Origin of the sequence: Gordonia sp. X0973, from assembly GCF_013348785.1 — a bacterium.
Classification (GTDB): domain Bacteria; phylum Actinomycetota; class Actinomycetes; order Mycobacteriales; family Mycobacteriaceae; genus Gordonia.
This window is the reverse complement of the sequence record NZ_CP054691.1, coordinates 2,497,810-2,521,278: the sequence shown is the minus strand read 5'-3', so window position 1 is coordinate 2,521,278 and position 23,469 is coordinate 2,497,810. Positions and strand designations below refer to the sequence as shown.

The 23,469-nt window shown below is 67.8% G+C and carries 32 protein-coding genes and 1 pseudogene; 27 read left to right on the top strand and 6 right to left on the bottom strand.

What is annotated here, in order from left to right; genetic code table 11:
- Positions 1-65: 65 nt before the first annotated feature.
- The 19 genes from HUN08_RS12400 (at position 66) to HUN08_RS12310 (ending at position 8,831) form a co-directional block, all read left to right on the top strand.
- The gene (locus HUN08_RS12400) at positions 66-335 is read left to right on the top strand and encodes a hypothetical protein (protein WP_124247177.1); all 270 of its coding nucleotides are present in this window, start codon (positions 66-68) and stop codon (positions 333-335) included.
- Positions 336-535: 200 nt separating this feature from the next.
- Positions 536-2,365 carry a DNA polymerase gene (locus HUN08_RS12395; RefSeq protein ID WP_124247178.1) on the top strand — a complete coding sequence of 610 codons (1,830 nt, stop codon included), beginning with the start codon at positions 536-538 and terminating at the stop codon, positions 2,363-2,365.
- Between the two features lie 36 nt (positions 2,366-2,401).
- The gene (locus HUN08_RS12390) at positions 2,402-2,752 is read left to right on the top strand and encodes a hypothetical protein (protein WP_124247179.1); all 351 of its coding nucleotides are present in this window, start codon (positions 2,402-2,404) and stop codon (positions 2,750-2,752) included.
- Positions 2,753-3,487, top strand: coding sequence for a hypothetical protein (locus HUN08_RS12385; protein ID WP_124247180.1), 735 nt, complete (start codon positions 2,753-2,755; stop codon positions 3,485-3,487). It abuts the gene before it with no gap.
- Positions 3,487-3,786, top strand: coding sequence for a hypothetical protein (locus HUN08_RS12380; RefSeq protein ID WP_124247181.1), 300 nt, complete (start codon positions 3,487-3,489; stop codon positions 3,784-3,786). The genes HUN08_RS12385 and HUN08_RS12380 overlap by 1 nt, the downstream gene beginning before the upstream one ends.
- Complete coding sequence (locus HUN08_RS12375) at positions 3,783-3,968, top strand: hypothetical protein (protein WP_124247182.1); 186 nt, start codon at positions 3,783-3,785, stop codon at positions 3,966-3,968. Before HUN08_RS12380 ends, HUN08_RS12375 begins: the two co-directional genes overlap by 4 nt.
- A gap of 1 nt (position 3,969) precedes the next feature.
- A complete protein-coding gene (locus HUN08_RS12370) occupies positions 3,970-4,227 on the top strand; it encodes a hypothetical protein (RefSeq protein ID WP_124247183.1) in 258 nt (85 codons plus the stop codon).
- Positions 4,220-4,555, top strand: a complete 336-nt coding sequence (locus HUN08_RS12365) for a hypothetical protein (protein ID WP_124247184.1) — start codon at positions 4,220-4,222, stop codon at positions 4,553-4,555. The genes HUN08_RS12370 and HUN08_RS12365 overlap by 8 nt, the downstream gene beginning before the upstream one ends.
- Positions 4,556-4,861: 306 nt before the next feature.
- A complete protein-coding gene (locus tag HUN08_RS12360) occupies positions 4,862-5,065 on the top strand; it encodes a hypothetical protein (protein WP_124247185.1) in 204 nt (67 codons plus the stop codon).
- The gene (locus tag HUN08_RS12355) at positions 5,062-5,274 is read left to right on the top strand and encodes a hypothetical protein (RefSeq protein WP_124247186.1); all 213 of its coding nucleotides are present in this window, start codon (positions 5,062-5,064) and stop codon (positions 5,272-5,274) included. Before HUN08_RS12360 ends, HUN08_RS12355 begins: the two co-directional genes overlap by 4 nt.
- Entirely contained in the window at positions 5,271-5,771 is a 501-nt protein-coding gene (locus HUN08_RS12350) for a DNA cytosine methyltransferase (protein WP_124247187.1), read from the top strand. Before HUN08_RS12355 ends, HUN08_RS12350 begins: the two co-directional genes overlap by 4 nt.
- Before the next feature lie 23 nt (positions 5,772-5,794).
- On the top strand, positions 5,795-5,938 hold the full coding sequence (locus HUN08_RS12345) for a hypothetical protein (RefSeq protein WP_165353496.1): 144 nt from the start codon (positions 5,795-5,797) through the stop codon (positions 5,936-5,938).
- Positions 5,939-6,020: 82 nt separating this feature from the next.
- Complete coding sequence (locus tag HUN08_RS12340; RefSeq protein ID WP_129624371.1) at positions 6,021-6,629, top strand: hypothetical protein; 609 nt, start codon at positions 6,021-6,023, stop codon at positions 6,627-6,629.
- A 272-nt stretch (positions 6,630-6,901) separates the two neighbouring features.
- Positions 6,902-7,171 carry a hypothetical protein gene (locus HUN08_RS12335; RefSeq protein ID WP_124247189.1) on the top strand — a complete coding sequence of 90 codons (270 nt, stop codon included), beginning with the start codon at positions 6,902-6,904 and terminating at the stop codon, positions 7,169-7,171.
- Positions 7,164-7,373 (top strand): hypothetical protein, encoded by a 210-nt coding sequence (locus tag HUN08_RS12330; RefSeq protein WP_124247190.1) that lies wholly within the window; start codon positions 7,164-7,166, stop codon positions 7,371-7,373. Before HUN08_RS12335 ends, HUN08_RS12330 begins: the two co-directional genes overlap by 8 nt.
- Positions 7,373-7,792 (top strand): deaminase, encoded by a 420-nt coding sequence (locus HUN08_RS18555; protein ID WP_124247191.1) that lies wholly within the window; start codon positions 7,373-7,375, stop codon positions 7,790-7,792. Before HUN08_RS12330 ends, HUN08_RS18555 begins: the two co-directional genes overlap by 1 nt.
- Before the next feature lie 156 nt (positions 7,793-7,948).
- The gene (locus tag HUN08_RS12320) at positions 7,949-8,185 is read left to right on the top strand and encodes a hypothetical protein (protein ID WP_124247192.1); all 237 of its coding nucleotides are present in this window, start codon (positions 7,949-7,951) and stop codon (positions 8,183-8,185) included.
- Positions 8,182-8,382: a hypothetical protein gene (locus HUN08_RS12315; RefSeq protein WP_124247193.1), complete on the top strand. Its 201-nt coding sequence runs from the start codon at positions 8,182-8,184 to the stop codon at positions 8,380-8,382. The genes HUN08_RS12320 and HUN08_RS12315 overlap by 4 nt, the downstream gene beginning before the upstream one ends.
- Entirely contained in the window at positions 8,379-8,831 is a 453-nt protein-coding gene (locus HUN08_RS12310; protein ID WP_124247194.1) for a hypothetical protein, read from the top strand. Before HUN08_RS12315 ends, HUN08_RS12310 begins: the two co-directional genes overlap by 4 nt.
- Before the next feature lie 136 nt (positions 8,832-8,967).
- On the opposite strand, the gene HUN08_RS12305 is transcribed toward HUN08_RS12310, so the two are convergent.
- Both HUN08_RS12305 and HUN08_RS12300 read right to left on the bottom strand, forming a co-directional pair.
- Entirely contained in the window at positions 8,968-10,416 is a 1,449-nt protein-coding gene (locus tag HUN08_RS12305) for a recombinase family protein (RefSeq protein WP_124247195.1), read from the bottom strand.
- 18 nt (positions 10,417-10,434) lie between these two features.
- Positions 10,435-10,548, bottom strand: a pseudogene (locus HUN08_RS12300) (Fe-S cluster assembly protein HesB); the annotation flags it as partial.
- A 32-nt stretch (positions 10,549-10,580) separates the two neighbouring features.
- Between HUN08_RS12300 and HUN08_RS12295 the strand changes: the two are divergent.
- The gene (locus tag HUN08_RS12295; RefSeq protein WP_124247196.1) at positions 10,581-11,096 is read left to right on the top strand and encodes a hypothetical protein; all 516 of its coding nucleotides are present in this window, start codon (positions 10,581-10,583) and stop codon (positions 11,094-11,096) included.
- Here the strand turns inward: HUN08_RS12295 and HUN08_RS12290 are convergent.
- The 3 genes from HUN08_RS12290 to HUN08_RS12280 all read right to left on the bottom strand — a co-directional run bounded on the left by HUN08_RS12290 (position 11,093) and on the right by HUN08_RS12280 (position 13,631).
- On the bottom strand, positions 11,093-11,761 hold the full coding sequence (locus tag HUN08_RS12290; RefSeq protein ID WP_301546998.1) for a lysoplasmalogenase family protein: 669 nt from the start codon (positions 11,759-11,761) through the stop codon (positions 11,093-11,095). The genes HUN08_RS12295 and HUN08_RS12290 overlap by 4 nt on opposite strands.
- A complete protein-coding gene (locus HUN08_RS12285) occupies positions 11,754-12,638 on the bottom strand; it encodes a hypothetical protein (RefSeq protein WP_124247198.1) in 885 nt (294 codons plus the stop codon). Before HUN08_RS12285 ends, HUN08_RS12290 begins: the two co-directional genes overlap by 8 nt.
- 117 nt (positions 12,639-12,755) lie before the next feature.
- Positions 12,756-13,631, bottom strand: a complete 876-nt coding sequence (locus HUN08_RS12280) for a hypothetical protein (protein ID WP_124247199.1) — start codon at positions 13,629-13,631, stop codon at positions 12,756-12,758.
- Between the two features lie 223 nt (positions 13,632-13,854).
- Between HUN08_RS12280 and HUN08_RS12275 the strand changes: the two genes are divergently transcribed.
- Genes HUN08_RS12275 through HUN08_RS12265 form a run of 3 tightly spaced genes read left to right on the top strand, consistent with a single transcriptional unit; the run spans position 13,855 to position 18,007 of the window.
- On the top strand, positions 13,855-14,898 hold the full coding sequence (locus HUN08_RS12275; RefSeq protein WP_124247200.1) for a thiamine ABC transporter substrate binding subunit: 1,044 nt from the start codon (positions 13,855-13,857) through the stop codon (positions 14,896-14,898).
- A complete protein-coding gene (locus HUN08_RS12270) occupies positions 14,862-16,523 on the top strand; it encodes an iron ABC transporter permease (RefSeq protein WP_301546710.1) in 1,662 nt (553 codons plus the stop codon). The genes HUN08_RS12275 and HUN08_RS12270 overlap by 37 nt, the downstream gene beginning before the upstream one ends.
- Entirely contained in the window at positions 16,520-18,007 is a 1,488-nt protein-coding gene (locus HUN08_RS12265; protein WP_301546709.1) for an ATP-binding cassette domain-containing protein, read from the top strand. Before HUN08_RS12270 ends, HUN08_RS12265 begins: the two co-directional genes overlap by 4 nt.
- On the opposite strand, the gene HUN08_RS12260 is transcribed toward HUN08_RS12265, so the two are convergent.
- Entirely contained in the window at positions 17,985-18,164 is a 180-nt protein-coding gene (locus tag HUN08_RS12260) for a hypothetical protein (protein ID WP_124247201.1), read from the bottom strand. The genes HUN08_RS12265 and HUN08_RS12260 overlap by 23 nt on opposite strands.
- Positions 18,165-18,369: 205 nt before the next feature.
- On the opposite strand from HUN08_RS12260, the gene typA reads away from it, so the two are divergent.
- The 4 genes from typA to HUN08_RS12240 are packed head-to-tail and all read left to right on the top strand — an operon-like array spanning position 18,370 to position 23,452.
- Positions 18,370-20,280: a translational GTPase TypA gene (typA, locus tag HUN08_RS12255; RefSeq protein WP_124247202.1), complete on the top strand. Its 1,911-nt coding sequence runs from the start codon at positions 18,370-18,372 to the stop codon at positions 20,278-20,280.
- A 51-nt stretch (positions 20,281-20,331) separates the two neighbouring features.
- On the top strand, positions 20,332-22,176 hold the full coding sequence (locus HUN08_RS12250; protein WP_367649920.1) for an ABC transporter substrate-binding protein: 1,845 nt from the start codon (positions 20,332-20,334) through the stop codon (positions 22,174-22,176).
- On the top strand, positions 22,173-23,057 hold the full coding sequence (mshB, locus tag HUN08_RS12245; protein WP_301546708.1) for an N-acetyl-1-D-myo-inositol-2-amino-2-deoxy-alpha-D-glucopyranoside deacetylase: 885 nt from the start codon (positions 22,173-22,175) through the stop codon (positions 23,055-23,057). The genes HUN08_RS12250 and mshB overlap by 4 nt, the downstream gene beginning before the upstream one ends.
- Positions 23,054-23,452, top strand: coding sequence for a hypothetical protein (locus HUN08_RS12240; RefSeq protein WP_124247204.1), 399 nt, complete (start codon positions 23,054-23,056; stop codon positions 23,450-23,452). Before mshB ends, HUN08_RS12240 begins: the two co-directional genes overlap by 4 nt.
- Positions 23,453-23,469 lie beyond the last annotated feature (17 nt).

The window sequence follows — 23,469 nt, the reverse complement described above, 5'->3', positions numbered from 1 at the left end:
CGGGGAGAGCGGATGGGAGATTCCCGCCTCCCCGGTGGCCCTCTTTCACACAACTTAGGAGAACCGTGACTGCACCCGCGCCCACCGCCGAAGACCTCTTCGACTGCCCGAAGACGTTTCTCCAGCTCACGATGATGGACGGCGAGCGGCTGACGTACATCGTGTTGGACTACGTCGTCACCGGGAAGTTCCTGACGATCGCGCTCCACCCCGACGACGGGGGGTTCGAACTCGAAGGGTCCAGCCTCGAGTTCGGGCAGTCCACCCTCGGCCACAACCTCGACACGATCGCGACGTTCGTCGCGGTGCAGGTCATCTCGGAGGACGACGAATGATCTTCGCAGCCGGCGTCGTCGTTGGGCTCGCGTTGTCGATCGTCTTCGAGTGGTTCGTCGGACCTCCGGCAACCTGATGCGTCAACCCGACTCGAGCGGGTTGACCGGGTGGCGGAGGCGGGACGAACTCCGGCGCGGAAGCCGCGCCCGCCCCCACACCCCGAAGAAGCACCGAGACCCCAAGCATCGAAGGAGAGTCTATGAAGACGACGATGACTAGCGTCGCCGGCGAGTCGGTGGACATCCACGTCGTCGAGCGTCCGGAGGATCTCGGAGCGTTCTTCGATTGGATCGAACAGAAGTCGGTACTCGGTGCTGACACCGAGACGACCGGCCTCGACATCTTCTCCGACGACTTCCGGGTTCGGACGGTCCAGTTCGGGAACGCTACGACCGGGTGGGTTCTCCCGGTTGAGAAGGGCTGGGAGTTCACCAAGGCCGCTTGCGAGGTGTTGACGTCGGGACGTCATTTCATCTTCCACAACGCGATGTACGACTTGCAGGTCATCGACCGCTGCTTCAGCATCCCGCTGGAGGAGACCTTCGGGAAGGTCGTCGACACCCGCATCCTCGCCCACCTCATCGACCCCCGTGGTCAAGAGGAAGGTGGGATCGGCCACTCGCTGGAGGCGCTCACCCGAGCACTGATCGACCCCGCGGTAGCCGACGAGGTGAAGGTGTTGGTCAAGCTCCTCGCGAAGGAGATGAAGACGACGCAGTCGCAGGTGTGGTCGGTCGTCGACATCGACAACCCCGACTACCTGCTCTACGCCGGGATGGACCCGATCCTCGCGTACCGGCTGCGGGAGAAGCTCGAGCCGCTCGTTCCGGCGTCTGCCCGCGGGCTGGTCGCGTACGAGCACCGGCTGGCCGAGGTGTGCGCGGTGATGGAGCGAAACGGCTTCCTCGTCGACACCACCTACTCGCGGAAGCTGTCGAACCGACTTCGGCGCGAGGAGGACGCCGCAGGCGATCGGCTGTTCGAGACGTTCGGCGTTGAGTCGCCGAACTCCACCGAGCAGGTAGCCGACGCTCTCGAAGAGCTAGGTGTGAAGGTGCGAGGTCGTACTCCGACCGGACGGCGGAAGGTCGACAAAAAGCTGCTCGACGACCTCTCCGAGCTGGACGCACCGGAAGGGGAGCTGGCGCGTCTCGTCATCGAGGCGAAGCGAACTCGGAAGTGGAGGACGACGTGGGTAGATGGGTTCTTGGCGGGGATGGACACAAACAACCGAGTCCACCCTTCGATCAACCCGCTTCGTGCCCGCACTGCTCGGATGTCGATCACCGGGATTCCGGCGCAGACGCTCCCATCTTCCGACTGGATGATTCGGAGATGCTTCATACCCGATCCTGGGGAATCGCTGGTGTCGGTCGACTACAAAGCACAGGAACTCCGTGTTCTTGCGGCGCTGAGCGGCGACACCGTGATGCGCCGAGCGTTCCAGCACGACGCGGATCTCCACCAGATCACCGCTGACGCCGCGGGTGTTGACCGCAAAGTCGGGAAGATGGCTAACTTCCTTCAGGTGTACGGCGGAGGGCCGGCGAAGCTGGCGGAGGGTGCGGGGATCTCGTTCCCCGACGCGAAGCGGGTCATCGACGCGTTCCGCTCGACATACCCCGGTGTAGCGCAGTTCGCTCGAGCCGCAGAAGAAGAGGCTCGCCAGCTTGGGTATGTCACCACCCCCACCGGGCGGGTGCTGCCGGTCGACGAAAGCCGGATCTACGCATCGACGAACTACCTCGTTCAGTCGACGTCGCGAGACGTCACCTGCGCCGGACTGCTTCGGCTGTACGACGACGGGTTCGGCCCGTACCTGCGGCTGCCGATCCACGACGAGGTGCTCGCTTCGGTGCCGGCGGATCAAGCGGAGCGTGGGGCGAAGATGATCCGCGAAGCGCTGCGGATGGACTTCCGCGGCGTCGACATCGACACCGACGCCGAGATCCTCGGGGACTCGTGGGGGGCTGGGTACGTACCCGACTCCGAGCGGGAAGCCTACGAGACCACCTTCATTCCCTTTTGACCAATACTTGACATCGTACGACGCGAGGAGTTCGACATGAAGCTAATCAACGAAAACGGGTGGTCGATCTCGGACCGGCTCGGGCTGGTGACGGTCGAAGAGCTGAACCTCGACGACGAGCCGTGGTCTTTCAGCATCTTCGGGGTGTTCTACGACCCGGACACCGGGGAGTTCTGGACTTCGTCCGATTCGGGGTGTTCGTGCCCCTGGCCGTGGGAATTCCACACCCCCGACCAATTCGACGGCCCGTTCACGAAAGAGCAGGCTGCCGCGAAGCTGATGGGGGAGCGGTGGTTCGGGAGCGGGGACGGTCGCGTCAGCTTCATCGAGCGCCAGCTTCGGGGCCGCGACCGCGTTATCGACTTCCAGCTTGGGGTGGAGGCGTAGATGAGAATCATCACCGTCCGCGGTATCGGCGAATCACTGAGCCCGCATCCGAACATGCTCGATCGGTTCTGCCAGCATTTCCCCGGCGTGGAGCGATACGACCTCCCGTGGAGCGCGGTGTACGGCCCGGTCGGTGGGAACGTCCTCGGAGAATCGTTCTCCTCCGCCGTCGAGCGCGGGGAAGCGCTGCTGATCGACGAGATCCGGAAGGAACCCTGCATCGTCGTCGGCTACTCCGGGGGAGCGGAGGTCGCAGGCAACGTCGCGAACCGCTTCCACGACCACCCGAATCTGCGGTTCGTCGGGTTGGTCGCTGACCCGTCCGCTCCGCCGAACTTGGCGGGCGACTTCGGTATCCGCGGGTACGGCGACCGCTGGAACCTGGTTCACGTCGCGATGCCGCTGCGCGGAAACGTGCGGTGGGTCTCCAACCCCGACGACGTCATCTGCTGTTGTCCTCCGGACTCACCACTCCGCGCGATCGCCGAGACCTCCGAGGGGTTCTCGCTCGGCGACCCGAAGATGTGGACCGACGACCTGCTGAAAGACCTCCGGCGCGGCACGTTGTGGCGGTGGATCTTCGGAGACTACCGCCGCTACGAGCGGGCGTACCGAGACGCGTGCGGCTACCTCGGTCGAGATCCGATCAACCCTCAGCGACTCGGTCGTTGCGCGCACACCGACTACTGGGCCGGCATCGACCAGCTCGCCCGAACTGCGAAGGAGTTCATCTGATGCAAGACGACGAGTTCATCGGTCTCGTGAAGGAGACCTACGACGCGGTTCGCTCGGCGAACCTCACCGTCAACCTCAACCCCCTCACCGGGAAGTACGTGATGGAGGAGCACTCGACCGGCGAGAAGTTCTTGACCGCGGTCTTCGAGGATGAAGACCTCGCGGTGTGGTTCGCGTTGATCCACCAAAACCTCCCGCGGCTGCTGTTTCTGCTCGACGAGGCGTACCGCGAACGCGACGAACTCGAGAACGAGCGCGACTCGATCATCCGCGAGTTTCTGACGTCGGAGGCTCGATGAGTGACTGGGTAATCGACGGTTCGATCACGTTCTACACGCTCGAGGGTTGGATGACGGTCACGACCGACGGAGGGCGAATCCAGTTCTCCGTCGCTGAACCCGGCGAAGTCGCATTCATCTCTATCCCTCGAGCAGAGATCCAGATGCTTATCAACTACCTCGAGGCAAACCTAGAGGAGTGACGTGAACGAAGACTTTATGACGACGTACTACCGCGAGCAGGCCGAGTCGAACAAACGACTAGCTGACTACTGGGAGGGGAAGCTCCGGCAACACGAGGAGTTGTTCTCCGCGAATAGGTCGGACTACGTCTACATCATCAACCGATCCGGCGGCGATGTGTGGGGCGTCTACTCCGAGAGGGCGACCGCCGATTACGCGTACGAGACAGCTCCCGGTGACTGCTACCTGCCGCAGAAGAAGGCGGTGCTGTGTGCCTAGCTGGATCGAGCCGACGACGAGAGGGCAAGACGGGGTCGAGTACGCGACGAGTCAGCCGGCGCTCGGTGAGCACCTCCACACGCCGTATCACCGGCGGAAGGCGGGGCCCGAGGGGTTCATCACCCTACTCGGCAACGTGTCGGTTAATCGCATCCTCGCGATGTGGCGGCTAGAAGCCCGCGTCAGGTTCCACGGCGGTGAGTCGGTATACACCGAATACCACCCGACTCTCCAGCGCGCTCAGCAATCCGCACGACAGCTCGCGCTGAACGCGGATCGCATCGAGCAGGAGTGGGATCAGGTTCAGCCGGGGAGGTTGCCACAATGAGGCCGATATGCGCGGTGAGGTTCTGCGACGATCCCACCGGAATCGACGGGGAGTACTGCGGATGCCACGAGGAGTACCACGACCCGGTCGACGAGGAATGCAACCTCAGCAGTTGCGACTCGTGCGGTCGCTTCTGGATGGGAGACGACTGGTGACCGAGACCGGAACGTTCGGGCGGATCTTGTGCAACTGCGGGGAGTCCTGGACCTTCCGCCGCTGCTGGGATTTCGACCTCCAAGTCAGCGAAGTGAAGTACCGACACCGACACAACGTCCAGCGATGGACAACCGAAGTTTGGAGACCTAAGTGACCTACCAAGAGAACACCGTCCACGAGTTCATCGACTGGGCCGACGACGTGATGACCGTCGACATCTACGAGCAGGTCGACGGCACGAAGTCCGCGACTGTCATCTCGCAGAACCTCACCGGAACGACGTCGGTCTGCCTCGACGAGAAAGACCTCCGGGATCTCTACAACATCCTCGATAAGGAGTTGTACTACCAGTGAATCCGCTACACACCTACACCGATCGCTACCGAGTGATCGACCTGTGGTGGCGGAAGCGGTGTGGCCGGTGGGAGGTCAACGTCAACGCGCAGCTCGACCGAGACTGGGGAGACGAGCCGGTAACGATGACCTTCCTCTACGACGACTACGACGAAGCCGCCGCTGCGGTGGAAGACATCCATCGGATGTCCGACGAGAGGATTCGATGAAGATCGGAAGTCTCTGCACCGGGTCGGGGATGCTCGACCACGCGGTGATGCAGCGGTACCCCGGCTCCAAACTCCGGTGGTACTCCGAGATCGAAAAGCACCCGTCCACCCTGCTCTCACTCCGATACCCCGGCGTACCCAACCTCGGGGATCTGAAGAAGATCCGGTGGGAGGATTTGCCCCCCATCGAAATCCTCACCGCCGGCTACCCGTGCCAGCCGTTCTCCACCGCCGGACTCCGGAAAGGAACCGATGACCCCCGCCACCTCTGGCCCTACATCCGCGAAGCAATTCGCGTACTACGACCCCGAGTCTGCCTGTTTGAAAACGTGGCCGGACACCGAAGCAAAGGCTTCGACTCAGTTCTCCGGGACTGTGCCGAAGACGGGCATGATGTGCGCTGGACGTCTGTACGAGCTTCCGACGTCGGAGCGGCTCATCGCCGCGAGAGACTCTACTTCGCCGTTGTTCCTGCTGCCGACGAGTCGCACCTCTGATCCGAACGGGGGGGGGCGACACGGTGACGGAGGGCTCGACCTCCGGACTGCCGCCGCGGCTGTTGCCGACGCCCAACGCGAGCGACGCAACCGGGGGAGCGCAGCCGGTGAGTAAGCGGCGGGGGCACTCCCGACAACTCATCGACTACGCGCTGGAGTTCTCGTGAAGTTCCTACCTACACCGAAAGCGTCCGACTCCCGGCTTCCGGGGGGACGAGAAAGTCACCAGGTCTAGCACAGATGGTTGCGATGAAACTGCTTCCGACTCCAACAGCTAACGACGCTAAGAATCCGGGATCGCCGGCTCTATACCGCCGGAAGAGTCCGAACATAACAGCGGTAGCGCTGTACTTCCCAACGGAAGAAGGTGACGTGAAACTACTACCAACTCCTACCACTACTCAGCGCGGTCCGGATAGGAACATCGACACACGGGAGGGCGCGGTCAAAAACAACCTTCACAACATCGCTATCGACTGCACACACAACGACTCCGTCGAATGGGGCGAATACGAACCCGCCATCCGCCGAGCGGAGATCACGTGGGGGAGACCGGCTCCTGATCCCACCGAGCCGAACAGCAACGGACGACCGCGGCTAACAGCTGCGTTTGACGAGTGGCATATGGGTTGGCCCGCCGGTTGGGTCGACGACGCTCCGATCCCGTACGGAGCGAAGCTGAAAATCTGCGGGAACGGAGTCGTACCGCAGCAGGCGGATCTCGCTCTCGACGAACTCGGGGTGGACGACATCCTCTTCGGATCGTTCAGACAGCGGTACGTCCTCGGACTTAACCAAACGGAGGGAGACAGCCGGTGGCCGGAGGAGCTTACGAGCACAGCTGCGTCGGCTGCGTAGCGCGGTGGGGAGGTCTTCGGACCGCCCACTGCGGAGCGTGCCACGAGACGTTCATCACGCCGGCGAACTTCGATCGACACCGACTTCGAGGTCGGTGCAAACCACCGCAGACCCGCGGGCTCGTCGTAGGAAGTCGCGGGCTGTGGTGCCAACCAGGAAGTGAAGAATGACGACGTACGACGAACTACTGGATGACCTAATCGGAGACGGAATCAGCTACATGACCGCCGCAATCATCGCGTTCGAAGCGCTGGAATCTGGGGAGGTCACCGATGAGTGAGCTTAAGCCGTGGGAGATCTTGCGGAAAGCGGAGAGGATTTGCTTCGACTACGGGTACGTGCGTTGCCCTGAGAGAGACGAAATGCTGGCGCTCGCCGACCAGTTGAAGTCCGCCGAGGTTGCCCATCGTGAACGTCGCATCGAGAATGCTGCCAAGCATCTTTGGGCGGCTTCTAATCAGTACCGCGAACTTGACGAATATCGGATTGATGCCCGCGCTCTTGATGAGGCCGGACTGTTGAAGGACGTAGACGATGAGTGACCCCGCCGTCGAAGCGGTGAAGCGGGCGCTTGGAGCAGACACAGGCGGCGCTTATGTCGGAATAGCCCGCGAGGCGTTGAGGCCGATCCGCGAGCTTATCGAGAAGTTCGAAAGCCACTACTGCGGAGAGTGCGTCAACGCTGACCTAGTGCGGTTTGTGTACCAACTCGAGGATCTCGTCTACGCGAGCGACGAACTCTGATGCACAGACCCGATTGGAAGGACTACTTCCTCGGGATCGCCGAAGCGGTAGCCGCCCGCTCCGACTGCGAGCGATCGCGGGTCGGTGCGGTCCTCGTCGATCAAGACAACCGCATCCTAAGTACCGGCTACAACGGCGCACCCGCGGGTAAGCCGGGGTGCGAGTCGTGTCCCCGCAGGCTCAGCGGTTGCGAGCCCGGAGCCGACTACCACCACCCGGAGACGCGGTGCAACGCGCTCCACGCGGAGATGAACTGCCTTCTCTACTCGAGAGGCCGCTCCGACACACGCGGAGCGACGCTCTACCTCACCCGCGAGCCGTGCGATATGTGCCAGCTCGTCATCCAAGCTGCCGGCGTTCGGATCGTCTACTGGGGCGACGCTCGCCGGTGGGATTGCTGGTATCCGCTTGGTCCCTGACATCGCGTGGTGGGCGGCATCCCACATCCTCCGCCGACCCCCGCTTCGGTGGGCGGTTCGGCTCATCGTTCCGAGTGACCTCTACGCGCTCGGAACCCGACTACGACAGATTGGAGTCTGATGGACTTCCGTATGGACAACCGCACACCGTTTACGGTGTCGCTCCCCGCAGCGAAGAAGCTGCTCGGAAAGACGATCCGCATCCGGTGGATCGACGAGTGGGGTGAGGCGTTCTACACCGGGGAAGCGTGGTACACCGACCTCTACACCGGGCCGGATACGCCGACGTCGATCGTTCTTGCTCTCACTACCGACACCTCGTCGTGTCAGCTCGTCCTCCCTGTCGGGAAAGAGCTGGATATGTGGATCATCCCGGAAGAGGAGGGACTGTGAAGGAAGAAGACCTCGTGATTGAGCAGCTGCGAGCTGCCGCCGACATCCACGAACAAGCGGTTACCTGGGGAGCATTCGGCGACCGAGATTCCGCGTGGGCCGCGTTCGCGACCGCTATATCTACCGCGTTCGCCGGGGCGCTGAACGAAGTCGCGTACGAGATCCGCAAGAACACCAACGTAGGGCTGATGAAGTGATCGGATACGCAGAGGACAGCAGCAACCGGCGAGAGGGTGGGCAGACGGTGGACGAGTTCTTCGGCGGTGACTACCGCATCGTCCCCGCCACCGACTACGAGAAGCCGTATCAGAAGTTCACTCTCCCCGACGACTTCTTCAAGGCCGCGCCGATCCCTGAGCCTCGGGTGAAGTTGCCGATCGGGGATGAGTCCCCCGTCCCGAAGATCGAATCGGCGGAGATGAACTACGACTCGTATTTCGACGACTCCTACGAGCAACCGGACTACCACAGCCGCATCGAGTCGCTGATGCTCGCGCAGACGCAGCTCCTCTTCGCGGCCGTCGAGCGGCTGGACGAGCTGGTGAAGTCGACGAACGAGGCGACTCGGATCAACCTGAAGGCTGAGGAAATCATCGACTACAACCTCGAGGACCGCCGGAAGCGCGCCGCCTACTACGACATCTAGACCCCCGCCGCCAGCGGGTTGCCCGAGTCTGGCGGACTCGGAGCTGACAACTGAATACAGACGAACCCCCGGACGGCCCAACCGCTAAAAGCGTGGCTATCCGGGGGTTCTTCTATGCGTCTCGTAGGGTTTTTCCCTACGCTTCTCGTTCGATGCGTAACCGCCACTCGAGGGGGTTGGTTGACATCAATTCCAGCCTTACGCCTGACTCCTCAAGCATTCGACGTCGATCGCCTACCGCGTCAGCCGCCCCGTTTTGCTCCGGTAGTTTCAGCCAGACGGACCGAAACGTCTCTCCGGTACTCCGGTGTACCCACCCCGCTTTTCGGGGCTCAGATTCTTGCAGCAGACCCCGTCGGTCGACGAGCCGCTTCATGCGGGCGATGTACTCGAGGTGGTCGTCGTCGGATACAACCAGCCCGGCATCCTGCTCGGAGCGGAGTCGGCGGATCTGGTCCTCCACCCGCTGAAGCTCTTCGGCGGTATCCGACCCCGGCTGCCACTCGCGGACGGATACGTCTTCGTCGCCGAACTCGTCGAGGAACTGCTCCTCGAGCAACGCGTCGAGGGTGTCGGCCGAAATCGTTCCGGGGCAGTTGTGGGGAGTCCTCGCGCAGCGGTAGTACCGCTTCTCCCGCGGCGTGCCGTCGGCGAGGGTGTAGCGGTGGAACTGCTGAGCCAACCCGGCTCCGCATCGTCCGCAGAATCCGACACCGAGCATCGGGTTCGACGTCGCGCTCCGCCGGCGGGTGATCCGGCGGCGAGCTGCCGCCTCTTGGATCTGCATCCACGTGTCGGAGTCGAACGTCGGGGGAGCGAGGCGGATCGGCTCGCCTTCGGAGTCGACGACGATCTCCCGACCTTTCTTCGTCGTCTTCCACCCCTGCGTCTTCGGGAGGGTGAGCGCTTCGACGACGTTCGTAGTCGTCTTCCAGCCGTACTTCACCGCGAGCGAGGTGAACGACGAGCCGGCGATGAGGTCGGCTCCCATCTGGTGGAGGATCTCCTGCTGCTCGGGATCGTGCTCGAGGCCCTTCCCCTTCCCCGACGGGTGCTCGCAGATCCGATACCCGAACGGCGGCTTACCCGACGCCCACCGCGTCGTCTGCCGGATCTGGCGGTGGGAGTCGAGAGCCCTCGTTCGGAAGCGGTTGAGTTCGAGCTGCGCGAAGAACGAGCCGAGGTAGACGAACAACTCGGCGAGCATCGAGTCGACGGTTTCGGGGCGGTCCTCGCGGTAGTCGAGCTTCAGCCCGTCTTCGGCGAACACCAGCATTTTGCGGTTCTCCTCAGCCCACCGAGCGAGGTCGACGCAGTGCTGGGTAGAGCGGAAGGCGCGGTCCATCTTCGAGAAGACGATCGCGTCGTACTCGTTGATCTTCTCGGGATCTCGTAGCCACGGCCCGAGGTCTGGGCGGTCCGGCGGAGGGACCGACGCCGACACACCGAGATCCTCGAAGGTGGCTACGATCTCGCCGTCGTTCTGCGCTACCCACCTCGCGCCGGTTTCGATCTGCGCGAGCTGCGACACCTTCTGCGGTCCGGTGAGGACCGAGACACGTGCTCCTACCAGGCATCTAAGCATATTCCAGAGTGTACCCTATTGCTGGTCGAGCAGCATTCCGGTGAGGAGCGCGAACGGGTCGGTGGAGAGCAACTCATCGGCCTCGGGCTCTTGGGCGATGGTCAGCTGGACGGAATTCGGCGAGTTGGCCATGGTGGAAGTCTATCGACCGATAGGGTGTCCGCATGCGTAGCGGATGGAAGGCCGTCCTCGGCGCGGCGGCCGGGGGGCTGATGATCACCGGTTCGGCTGTCGGGCCGACACATGCCGCCCCGGGCGACGACCCGTATGCGAGCGGCCGTAACTATGTGACGACGATCCAGTGCCCGGTGCGGGACCCGTGGCCGGGCGCCGAGATGCGCACGCGCGTCGACGTGTGGAACAAGATCGCCCACCCGTCCGACGGCCTGCCCGCACCGGCGATTGCTCTCATCGCCACCACTGATCGGTGGCAGCTGACCATGACGCCGCTCACCGAGTACACGATGTGGACCCGGGTGCTGTGGCGCAACGTGGACAACGGGCGCCACGGCGTGGTCAAGGTGCGCACGCGTGCGACGACCAACACCTGGCAGGCGGTCATCCACCCCGGTGTGGGCCGGGTGAAGTTCGAGATCCGCCAGTCCGTGGAGGCGATGTTCGTCGTCCCCGGGGTGAATCCGCAGAACGCCGTGTGCCGCGGCTCCGCCCAGTCGGTCTAGCGGTCGGCCTGTAAGGCGCCGACCAGTAGGTATTGCGCCGCGAAGTAGCTGCCCAACACCCATGCCTCCAGTGCCGCCCGCGGTGCGGGGCGTTGCACGAGGTGGCGTCGGTTGATGATCGCGATGTCCGACGCCTGGAACAACAACCCGCCGACCGCGGCGCGCTGGCCGTCGTCGGCGGCCAGGGTCGACATCCCGGCCAGGAGCGCACCGTAGGGCCCCAACACCGGAAGCACCGCCGGGGCCTTGGCGGCGAGGATCGCGGCGGGCTCGCCCATCACCGCCATCCGGGGGAGGAAGGCGCGGGCGTGCAGGCGGGCCCCGCGTCGGGTGAAGGCGGCCTGATAGCAGAGCTGGGCACCGGCGAAGAAGGCCGCACCGCGTCGCAGGTAGCCGTCCTTGGCCGCGGATGTGCGCGGCTCGAACTCCTCGCGGAACATCCAGTAGTCCCCGGCCATCGAGAGGCCGACGGCCCCGAGCGTCAGAGCGCGGTCGATCCGGTCGCCCCGGCGGTCCGCGAGCACCCGGGCCGCGAGCAGGGCCATCGGAAGCGGTTTGGTCAGCGCGGCCGCGCGTCGGTTCCCGGCCGCTCCGGCGGCAGTCGCCGCGACGGCCGCCGCGGCCGTGGCCGCCGAAAGCGCGCGGAAACGGCCCGCCTCAGGAATTGATCACTCCGACCGCGGGCAGGAAGAAGCATTCGCGGCCGCCGACGCCGGCGGTGCCGTAGACGGCGGCGAGGACGGTGCCCTTCCCGGTGTCGACGGGGGTCAGGCGCACGCCGGACAGGCCGGGCAGCGCCTTGAGGACGGGATTGGTGTCGGCCAGCGGCGCGAGTTCGGTGATCCCACCCTTCAACGAGGAGGTGTTGAGCCAGGCCACCCGCATGGTGCCCTTCTTGCCGCCCACCTCGGTGTCGGGCGGGATGAACGCGAAGGCGGTCTGCTCGTCCTTGACGATGTTCGGGTCGGGCACCTGGATGCCGGGCAGGGGGAAGGGGAGGTTGGCCAACGGTGCCAGCAGGGGATGGCCGCTGCGGAGCGGCCACGGCCCGGGAATGGCGGCGGCTCCCGCGGTGACGAGGCCCAGCGGGTTCTCCGGGGTCGGCGCGGTACACATCGGGGAGACGGCGGGGGAGAGCGGCTGGACGCCGGCCGAGCGCAGCAGTGACAGCGGATCGGTGGCCGCGTCGACGAATTTGACGCCTGGCTCGGGGGCGGCGGTGGTCTTGGTGCCGGGGACGGGCACGGGGGAGAGTTGTCCGGCCACCCCCATCATCGCCTGGATGACCTCGACGAGGAGCTTGTCGCCGCCGAGTTGCTTGGCGAACTTCAGCGCCGCGGCCAGCTGGCTGTCGAAGGGGACCTGGATCGGCAGCGTGCTGGTGCCGCCCGGATTGGGCTTCGGGAGCTGCGGGACGGCCGCCGGTGGTGCCGGGGCGGGACGCGGCGGGGCGGCGAAAGCGGCGGTCGAGCCGGCGACCAGTGCGGTGGCGGCCATACCGACCACCACCGTCGACGCAGCGCGCGAGAACTTGCCGGGCATCGTGTTACTCCATACGTGTTGCCAGTGTTACTACTGGGATAGGACAACACGTATGTGACTAGTGGTGCAATTGATGACGCCGAGCTGTGACCCGGTCGCAATCGGGACTAGATACGACTACACGTAGGCGAGGCCGATGACCGGGACGATCCCGCAGGAGACGGCGCGCTTGTGCTTCTTCTTCGTCGTGACGTTGCCGGAGATGATCGTCAACACGCGTCCGCGGCCGGTGGTCGCGATCGCGGTGAACGTGCCGGGCCCGTCGGTGGCGTTGATCTTCGGGTTCCGCCGCAGGTTGATCGCGCCGGTGCGCCCGTTGTCGAGGTTGAGCCACTGGGCCACCAGCGGGTGCGCGTTGTTGTTGACGGCCGGGCCGGTGCCCAGGCTGGTGTAGACGTAGCCGACCTGCCCGCGCTTGGGGCCGGGCGCCGGCGCCTTCTGCGGACCGGCGGTGACCAGGGCGCGGCCCAGCGAGTTGCCGCCGCCCAGCGAGCCGAGTGATCCGGTGGCCGACTCGGGCATGCAGCCGATGCCGAGGGTCGGGTAGAGGAACTCCTGGATGCGCGGAGCGCCCTTGCCGCGCGGGATCTCCGGGTCGCCGGGCTTGGTCTTGCGCTCGGCGACGCGGATGCCGCGGTTCTGCGCGGCGAGGGTGCGTTTGCCCGGCTCGCCGAGGAAGTCGACGATCTGGCGCCACACGTCGCGCACCTGCGGCGAGAGCTTCGGGTCGGCGGCGACGGCCTGCGCGTCGGAGAAGAGTGCGGGGTTGACCCGGCCGTCGGGGCCCGGCGTCGCCATCGAGCCGATGATCGCCGGTGCCAGGGCGCCCATGGCGTCGAGGACCTCCTGGTTCACCTTCGGCGGGGTGGACGCCAGCGCGGCACCCAGGCTGTCGTGCTCAACGGGGGCCGGAGCCGCGGCGGCGGTCCCGGATACGGCGACAACGGCGGTGAGGGCGACGGCGGCCGCGGCGAACGGGAGGTTCAGTCGCACGGGGAGAATCCTTACGGTCGGCGGATGTCGATCGCGCGTCAGTCTATTGGCGAGCGCGGCTGATATCGAATGCGCGTGTAGCGAGCACCATAACCCCAGGTGGCTGTGACCAGCGATTCTGGTGATGCAATTGTTACTAATGAGTTGCATGTGACGTCAGATCGGGGGCGGCGGACTGCGCTCCCGACGGTCGTGCGGAGTCATCTGGTGGTTAGATTCAGGCATGCGCGCAGACAGCGGGACCCGTCCCTTCCTCGGTCGGCTGGCCGGGACATTGCTCGTCACCGTCCTGGCCGCGGGGGTCGCCGTCGGATGCGGCCGCTCCGACGACGGTGGGACGGTCACGATGCTGACGCACGACTCCTTCGACCTCCCCTCGTCGCTGGTCGACCAGTTCAAGGCCACCACCGGCATGACGTTGAAGGTGGCGAAGTCCGGCGACGCGGGCAAGCTGGCCTCGCAGATCTCGCTGACCCCCGGGTCGCCGAAGGGCGACCTCGTCTACGGCATCGACAACACCTTCGCGTCGCGGCCGGTACAGGCCGGGGCGCTGGAGCCCTATCACTCACCCGCGGCGGCCAACGGCGCCGACCAGTACGCGCTGCCCGGCTCGCCCGGCCTGCTGACCGCGATCAACCGGGGCGACGTCTGCCTCAACGTCGACTCGTCCTGGTACGACAGCCGCAACCTGACCCCGCCGTCGAGCCTCGACGACCTGGTGAAGCCCGAATACCGTGGGCAGGCCGCGCTCCTGGACCCCGGCACGTCGTCGCCGGGTATCTCCTTCCTGCTGACCACCATCGGCCAGAAGCGCGCCGGGTGGGAGGACTATTGGCGCAAGCTGGTGGCCAACGACGCGACCATCGTCTCCGGGTGGGCCATCGCCTACAACCAGCTGTTCAGCGCCGGAGCCGGTCACGGCACCAAGCCGATCGTCGTGTCCTACGCCTCGTCGCCCGCCGCGACGCCCGGTACCGCCGCACTACTGGAGACCTGCTTCCGCCAGGTCGAGTACGCCGGGGTGCTGAAGGGTGCCGCCAACGTCGCGGGTGCCCGTAAGGCCATCGACTTCCTGCTCAGCCCGGCGGTGCAAAAGGCGCTGCCCACCGCGATGTTCGTTTATCCGGTGACCCGCGACATCCCGCTGCCCGACGGCTGGGCCACGCGCGCCCCGGCCCCGGAGTGGACGGTCAACATGCCGCCGGACTACATCGCGCAGAACCGGGAGACGTGGCTGCAGCAGTGGCGCGACGCCGTCGGCAGGTGACCGGCGGGCGGGCGGGCCTGCTCGCGCTGGCCGCCGTCCCGCTGTCGTTCCTGCTCCTCCTCTTCGGTTGGCCGCTGGCGGCCCTGTTCACGCGTGCCTTCGCCGACGGCGATCCGGTGGGCCTGTTCGAGTTGTGGCGTCGGGCGGGCGCCGGCCCGCTGCTGGCGTTCACGCTCGCGCAGGCCGCCGCCTCCACCGTGCTCACCCTGGTCGTCGCCGCCCCCATCACCTGGCTGGCCGCGCGGCTGCGCTTCACCGGTTCGCGCCTCTTCCTCGTGGTGGTCACCCTGCCGTTCGTGCTGCCCAGCGTCGTCGTCGGCATCGCGTTCCGCGCGTTGTTCACCGGACCCCTCTCCTTTCTCCCGTCGAGTCTGGGCGGCGCCCTCGACGAGGCGGGCCCGGCGCTCGTGCCGGTGTTGTGCGCCCATGTATTCCTCAACACCGCCGTCGTGGTGCGGCTCGTCGGGGCGACCTGGGCCGGACTGGACCCGCGGCTGGTCGACGTCGCGCGCGTCGCCGGGGCCTCCCCGCTGCGGGCCTTCGCGACCGTGACGCTGCCCCGCCTGCGACCCGCGATCGCCGCCGCGACAGCGCTGGTCTTCCTGTTCTGCACCACCAGCTACGGCGTGATCATGGTGCTCGGCAACGGCCAACTGCGGACCGTCGAGACGGCGATCTACACCGAGGGGGTGTCGAATTTCCGGCTGCCGGAGGCCGCGGCGTTGTCGGTGCTGCAGATCGGCGTCGTCGCCCTCACCCTCGTCGTCGCCCGGCTGCTGTCGCGGCGCGCGATGGGTGATCGGCCCGCCGACGCACCGGCCCCGCCGCCGCGCGGGGGCGCGCGCGTCGCGATGGCGGCGACGCTGGTGTGGACGGCGCTGTGGCTGGTCGTCCCGCTGGCCGTCCTCGCGCTCTGGTCGGTGCGCCCGGCCGGCCCGGGCAGCTGGACCCTCGCCGGATACCGATCCCTGGCGGCGCAGGTGAACGGGATCTCCCCGCTCGCCTCGGCGCTGCTGTCGCTGGCCACCGCGGTGGTCGCCGCGACCCTGGCATTTCTCGTCGGAGTCGTCACCGCGGTCGTCATCACCGGGCTGCGCGGCCCGATGCGGGCCGCCGCGGAGGTGATCTCCACCGTCCCGTTGGGGGTGAGCGCGGTGACCCTGGGCTTCGGCTACACCTTGGCGCTCGCGCACTGGCCGGCCTGGTTGTCCTCGTCGTGGCTGGTGATCGCCGCGGTGCAGGCCCTCGTCGTCATGCCGCTGGTCATCCGCATCGCCGTCCCCGCCTTCGAGCGCGTACCCGCCGGGCTGACCGGCGCGGCGCGCACGCTGGGGGCCTCCCCGCTGCGGGTCTTCTCGACCGTGACGCTGCCGATCGCCGGGCGCTCGCTGGCCGCCGCGGGCGGTTTCGCCTTCATCCTGAGCCTGGGCGAATTCGGGGCGACCAGCTTCCTGGTCCGGCCCGACACGACGACGCTGCCGGTGATGATCGGAACCGCGCTCAACCGGCCGGGGGAGGCGAACCTCGCGACGGCCATGGCATGTTCGGTCGTGCTCGTCCTCGCCACCGCCCTCGCCGTCGCGGTCGTGGAAATGGTCCGGCCCGGTGCGGGGAGTCTGCTGTGAGCCTGGAATTGCGGGGAGTCTGCGTCGACTACGACCGGACGCGGGTGGTGCGCGACGTCAGCGCCACCGTCGCGGCCCAGGGATCGGGGCCGGTCACGGCGATCCTCGGGCCGTCCGGCTGCGGGAAATCGACACTGCTGCGGGCCATCGCCGGCCTGCAGCCGCTCGCGGCGGGGACGATCCTGTTCGACGGGGAGGACCTCGCGGGGATTCCGGTACACCGCCGCGACTTCGGGATGGTGTTCCAGGAGGCGCAACTGTTCGGCGGGCGCTCGGTGGCCGACAACGTCGCCTACGGGTTGCGCGCCCGCCGCTGGTCGCGGGCGGCGATCGCCGCCCGCGTGGAGGCGATGCTCGACCTCGTCCGGCTGCCCGGGCTGGCCGACCGGCGCGTCGAGGACCTGTCCGGCGGGCAGGCCCAGCGGGTGGCGCTCGCGCGCGCCCTGGCCCCCGGGCCGCGGCTGCTACTCCTCGACGAGCCGCTGGCCGCGCTCGACGCCAATCTGCGCGGCGAGCTGGCTGACGACATCGTCGACATCGTCGCGGCCACCGCCACGCCCACCATCGTGGTCACCCACGACCACGACGAGGCGGCGACCATGGGCGAGCAGGTCGTCGTGATGCGCGACGGCGCGATCGTCGCCGCCGACACGGCGAGCCGGGTGTGGCGCTATCCGCGCGACGAGTGGACCGCGCGATTCCTCGGTTGGGAGCACCTGTTGCCGGTCTCCGGCGGCGATGGTGACCTGCGCACCGAACTCGGCGTCGTCCGCGCGGCCGACGCCGGCCTCGAACCGGGACGCCGCGCATCGGCGGTGGCCATCCGCGCCGAGTCGCTGCGCGCCCGGCCCGCGAGCAGCGGCGACCGGGCGGAACCGCCCGTGCTGCCGGTGCTGCGGGTCCGCGAGCTGCCCGGGCGCACCCAGGTGGTCCTGGACGGTTCCGGGCTCGCCGCGCCGATCGCCGAACTCGGGGCACTCCTGGAGGACGGGGGCGCGGGTGCGCCGGCGCCGGGTGATCCGATGGCCGTCACCCTCGTCGGCGCGCGGACCGGGATCGTCGCCGCCCCGGCGGCACCGGGGGTCGTCGTGGCCGGCGCGGTCATCCGCGACGGGAGGCTGTTGCTGGCGCAACGGTCCTATCCGCCGCGACTGGCGGGACGCTGGGAGTTGCCCGGCGGCAAGGTCGAGGCCGACGAGGACGACGCGTCGGCCCTGGTTCGGGAGCTGGCCGAGGAATTGGCGATCGAGGTCGAGGTCGGCGGGCGCATCGGCGCCGACGTCGTGTTGCGCGAGGGGTTGGTGCTGCGGGCCTACCGGGCGCGGTGGTCGGCGGGCGAGCCGGTGACGGCCGAACACAGCGCGGTGCGATGGGTCACGGCGGGGGAGCTGGCGGCGATGGCCGACGGGGGCGAACTCGTGCCCGCCGATGCCGGCTGGGTTCCCGAGCTGACGGAACTGCTCAGGCCGCCCGGGCCTTCTTGATCGCCTTCTGGATCTGCTTGCGGTTCATCTCGTCGACGTCGAGCTTGCGCAGGCGATGGACGACGACGGGGCAGCGCATGCAGCGCAGGTCTTTGCGGCAGCACTTCTTCTTCGGCTTGAGGTCGCGGACCCGCACCGCTTTCTTCTTGCTACCCACATCCTCCAAATTAGCATAGGGATACCTAAGAGGACGAGTGGCTGACGGAGTGAGGGAGGTCTCACCACGCCGCTTCGATTCTGGTCGGAGCCCGTTACGCGGCTAGGATTGGAAGGTTGGCGACGGCGCCATCCCCGTCGACCCGGTGTCCGGGCGGCCCGCCGTCGCACATCGCCCTTGGCCCCATGATCAGAAAGTCACGCTTGTGAGCGCTGCTCAAAACTTCCGCAACGTCGCGATCGTCGCGCACGTCGACCACGGGAAGACCACCCTCGTCGATGCGATGCTCCGCCAGTCCGGCGCCTTCGCCGAGCGTGCCGAGGTCGTCGACCGCGTCATGGACTCCGGCGACCTCGAGCGCGAGAAGGGCATCACCATCCTCGCGAAGAACACCGCGGTCCACCGGCGCCAGCCGGACGGCACCGAGGTGATCATCAACGTGATCGACACCCCCGGCCACGCCGACTTCGGCGGCGAGGTCGAGCGCGGCCTGTCGATGGTCGACGGCGTCGTGCTCCTGGTCGACGCGTCGGAGGGCCCGCTGCCGCAGACCCGCTTCGTCATGCGCAAGGCGCTGGCCGCGGCACTGCCGGTGATCCTGGTCGTCAACAAGACCGACCGTCCCGACGCCCGTATCGACGAGGTCGTCCACGAGGCGCAGGACCTGCTGCTCGACCTCGCCTCCGACCTGGAGGACGAGGAGGCCAGCCAGGCCGCCGAACTCGCCCTGGAGCTCCCGGTGCTCTACGCGTCGGGTCGCGCCGGTGTGGCCTCGATGACCAAGCCGGCCGACGGCTCGGTGCCCGACGGCGACAACCTCGACCCCTTCTTCGACGTGCTGATGGAGCACGTGCCGGCGCCCAAGGGCGACCCGGAGGCGCCGCTGCAGGCCCACGTCACCAACCTCGACGCCTCGGCCTTCCTCGGCCGCCTCGCGCTGGTCCGCATCCACAACGGGACGCTGCGCAAGGGCCAGCAGGTGTCCTGGTGCCGCGAGGTCGACGGCGAACCGGTCGTCGAGAAGGCCAAGATCACCGAACTCCTCGCCACCGTCGGCGTCGAGCGCGAGCCCGCCGAGTCGGCCGTCGCCGGTGACATCGTCGCCGTCGCGGGTATGCCGGAGATCATGATCGGCGACACCCTCGCCGACCCGGAGAACCCGCAGCCGCTGCCGCGCATCACCGTCGACGAGCCGGCCATCTCGGTCACCATCGGCACCAACTCCTCGCCGATGGCCGGGCGGGTCTCCGGTCACAAGCTGACCGCCCGCATGGTCAAGTCTCGCCTGGACTCCGAACTGGTCGGCAACGTCTCGCTGCGCGTCCTCGACATCGGCCGCCCGGACGCCTGGGAGGTGCAGGGCCGCGGCGAGCTGGCGCTGGCCATCCTCGTCGAGCAGATGCGCCGCGAGGGCTTCGAGCTCACCGTCGGCAAGCCGCAGGTGGTCACCCGCCAGGTCGACGGCAAGCTGCACGAGCCCTTCGAGCACCTGACCATCGACGTGCCCGAGGAGTACCTGGGCGCCGTCACGCAGCTGCTCGCGGCGCGCAAGGGCCGTATGGACCACATGGCCACCAACGCCCACGGGTGGGTGCGGATGGAGTTCGTCGTCCCCTCGCGCGGCCTGATCGGCTTCCGCACCGACTTCCTCACCGAGACGCGCGGCACCGGTATCGCCAACGCCGTGTTCGACGGTTATGCGCCGTGGGCCGGCGAGATCCGCGCCCGCCACAGCGGTTCGCTGGTCAGCGACCGCCAGGGCACCGTGACCCCGTACGCGATGATCCAGCTCGCCGACCGCGGCACCTTCTTCGTCGACCCCGGTGACGACACCTACGAGGGCCACGTCGTCGGGATCAACCCGCGCCAGGAGGATCTCGACATCAACGTCACCCGCGAGAAGAAGCTGACCAACATGCGTCAGTCGTCGGCGGACGTGATGGAGACCCTGGCCAAGCCGATGCAGCTCGACCTCGAGGGCGCGATGGAGTTCTGTGCCGCCGACGAGTGCGTCGAGGTCACCCCCGAGGTCGTCCGGGTGCGTAAGGTTCACCTGGACGCGACGACGCGCGCCCGCGAGCGCTCGCGGGCCAAGGCGCGCGACGCGAACGTGTAGGTTCACCGCGCCGCAGGAGGCGGTGACGGACCGGTGGAGGGGAGACGGTTGGTGCGCAAGTCGGGACTGGTCGGTGCGGTGGCGGTAGCCGCCGCGGCCCTGGTCGCATCGGGCTGTATGGCCAGTCCGCCGCCACCCGTGCAACCGAGTGCACCGGCACCGGTCCAGGCCGAGTACCCGACCGAGAAGACCATCTACGTCGCCACCGACGCGATCGGCGCCGGGTTCAACCCGCACCTGGCGGCCGACCAGTCGCCGGTCACCACGGCCCTCGGGACGTTGACGCTGCCCAGCGCCTTCGACCCGGTGCCCGGCCCCGACGGCGACCTGCGCTGGGAGCTGTCGCCGTCGCTGCTCACCTCGGCCACCGTCACCTCGACGGCCCCGTTCACCGTCACCTACCGCATCCAGACCGACGCCCAGTGGTCCGACGGCCTGCCGATCACCGGGGACGACTTCATCTACCTGTGGCAGCAGATGTCGCGGCAGCCCAACGCGGTCTCGCCCGCCGGGTACCGGCTCATCGACTCGGTGCAGACCGGGGCCGGCGGAAAATCCGTCGTCGTCACCTTCGCCTCGCCCTATCCGCGCTGGCAGGAGCTGTTCAGCGCGCTGCTGCCCAGCCACGTGCTGCGGGCCATGCCCAACGGATTCCAGACCGGCATGGACGCGGGCAAGCCGGTGTCGGGCGGCCCGTTCTCGATCGTCGGCATCGACCTCGCCCGCGACGAGGTGCGCATCGTGCGCAACGACCGGTTCTGGAAGGAGCCGGCCAAGCTCGACCAGATCGTGTTCCGCCGTCCCGGCACCCAGTCGCAGACCGTCGAGTCGCTGCGCAGCGGTGACTCCGCGCTGGGCGTGGTCAGTGCCGGACCCGCCCAGGAGCGGCTACTGTCCTCGCTGCCCGGCACCGTCGGCCGTCGCAACCTGCAGGCCCGCGTCCTGGGGATCCATGTGAACACCCGCACGGCGGCGATGCGCACCCCCGCGGTGCGCACCGGGATCTTGGGCATGGTCAATGCCGACCTGGTGCGCTACGCCGCGGCCGGGGACGACGACGTCGCCCCCTTCGCCAACACCGTCTACGTGCCGTCGGACCCGAACTACTTCGACCCGGGCCGGCCGCACCCGTCGGCCGCGACGGTGATGGACCTGCTGGCCTTGGCCGGCTTCCGGCGCGGCACCCCGCCGCAGCGGCCGCATCCCGCGCCCAAGCCGCCGCACGGCGGCGCCGCGCCGAGTACGCCCGTGCCGTCCACGTCGGCCCCGTCGGCGGCACCCAAGCCGAGTCGGAGCCACGAGCCGGACGAGCGGATTCCGCCGGGAGTCGCCCCGATCATGAAGGGCGAGGAGCCGCTGCAGGTGACCATCGGGGCGGTCGCGGCCGATCCGCGCACCGTCGCCGCGGCCTCGGCGGTCGCCGACCAACTGCGCTCCTTCGGGGTGAGCGTGACGGTGGCGAGACTGTCCAACACCGACCTGTACGGCTCGGCGCTCTCCTCGGGGCGCGTCGACCTCGTCGTCGGGTGGAATGACGGCGCGGTCGCGCCGGCGACGGCCTTGGCCTCATTGGTCGACTGCGACCAGCCGAAGAAGGTCACCGAGTCGGTGAAGCCCGGTCGCGGCGACGATCCCGCCGCGCAGAGCTACACCAGCAACACCTCCGGCCTGTGCGACGCCGCGCTCATCGACCTGGCCCGGCGGGCGCTGGCCTCGCCCGATCCCTCCGACCTGCTCTACCAGGCCGAGGGCGAGCTGGCCGACGCGTCGATCTACCTGCCCATCTACCAGGATTCGGCACTCGTCGTGGTCACCAACGAGGTGCTCGGGGTCCCTCTCGCCGGTCCGGTGCAGACGTCGATCTTCGCCGGTGCCGACAAGTGGACGCAGTCGTGACGGCCGCCGCGCGCGACGGCAGGCGTCTGCTGCTGGTCCACGCGCACCCCGACGACGAGTCGCTGATGACCGGCGGCACCATCGCGCGCTACCTGGCCGACGGGGTGCAGGTCGTGGTCGTGACCTTCACGCTGGGGGAGGAGGGCGAGGTCATCGGGCAGCGGTGGGCCGGACTCGTCGCCGACGGCGGTGCCGATCAGCTCGGCGGGTTCCGGATCGGCGAGCTCACCGCGGCCCTGGCCGCGCTCAGCCCACCCGGCGCCGAGCCGGTGGCACCCCGCTTCCTCGGCGGTGCCGGGCGGTGGCGCGACTCGGGGATGGCCGGCTCGGCGGCGGCGCGGCACCCGCGGGCGCTGGTGCGGGCACCGCTGGACGACGTGGTCGAGGCGCTGCTGGACGAGCTACGGACTTTCGATCCGCAGGTCGTCGTCACCTACGACGAGGCCGGCACCTACGGCCACCCCGATCACCGTCGGGTGCATGAGGCGTGCGCGGCGGCGGTGGCGCGCCACACGGCCGAGACCGGGCGCGCGGTCAAGGTCTACGAATCGGTGACGCAGGCGTCGGCGCTGGCCGAGGGACTCGCCGCGGCCGCCGACCGCGTGCCCGCCGGGTGGCGGATGCCGCAACCGGGTGAACTGCCGAGCTATCCCGACGACGAGATCACCGCGGCGGTCGACGTGAGTGCGGTGTTCGACCGCAAGGTGGCCGCGCTCGCCGCACACGCCACCCAGGTGTCGGTGTCGGAGTCGGGCCGCGAATACGCGCTCTCCAACAACATCCTGGCGCCCATCGGGGCGGTGGAGCACTTCCGCCGCGTCGATCCCGGCGTCGACCCGGCGCGCCGCGAGACCGACCTGTTCGAGGGAGTCATGCCATGAGTGATCCGTTCGCCGAGGCGGTGCTGCGCGTCTTCCTCTTCCTCGACGGCATCATCGTCGGAATCCTGTCGGTGGTGTTCTTGACGCCCTATATCGGGACGACCGCCGCACCCGTCGGCATCCTCATCGCGCTGGTGGGCAACGGGTTGCTGCTGTGGTTGGCGACGGGGCAGGTGCAGACGCCGTGGAATTGGCTGCCGGTCATCGGCTGGGGGCTGGTCGTGCTCGTCGCCCTCTTCGGCGGGCCGGGCGGCAACGTGGTCCTCCCCAACGACTGGCGCACCCCGCTGCTGTTCGTCGCCGGGCTGATCGGGCCGGCCGTCGTGCGCGGTCTCTCGGCGCAGCGGGAGCGCATCGTCGTCGCGCAGCGCCAGGCGCCGCGCGACCCCGACTAGGAGCCGCGTCTACTATC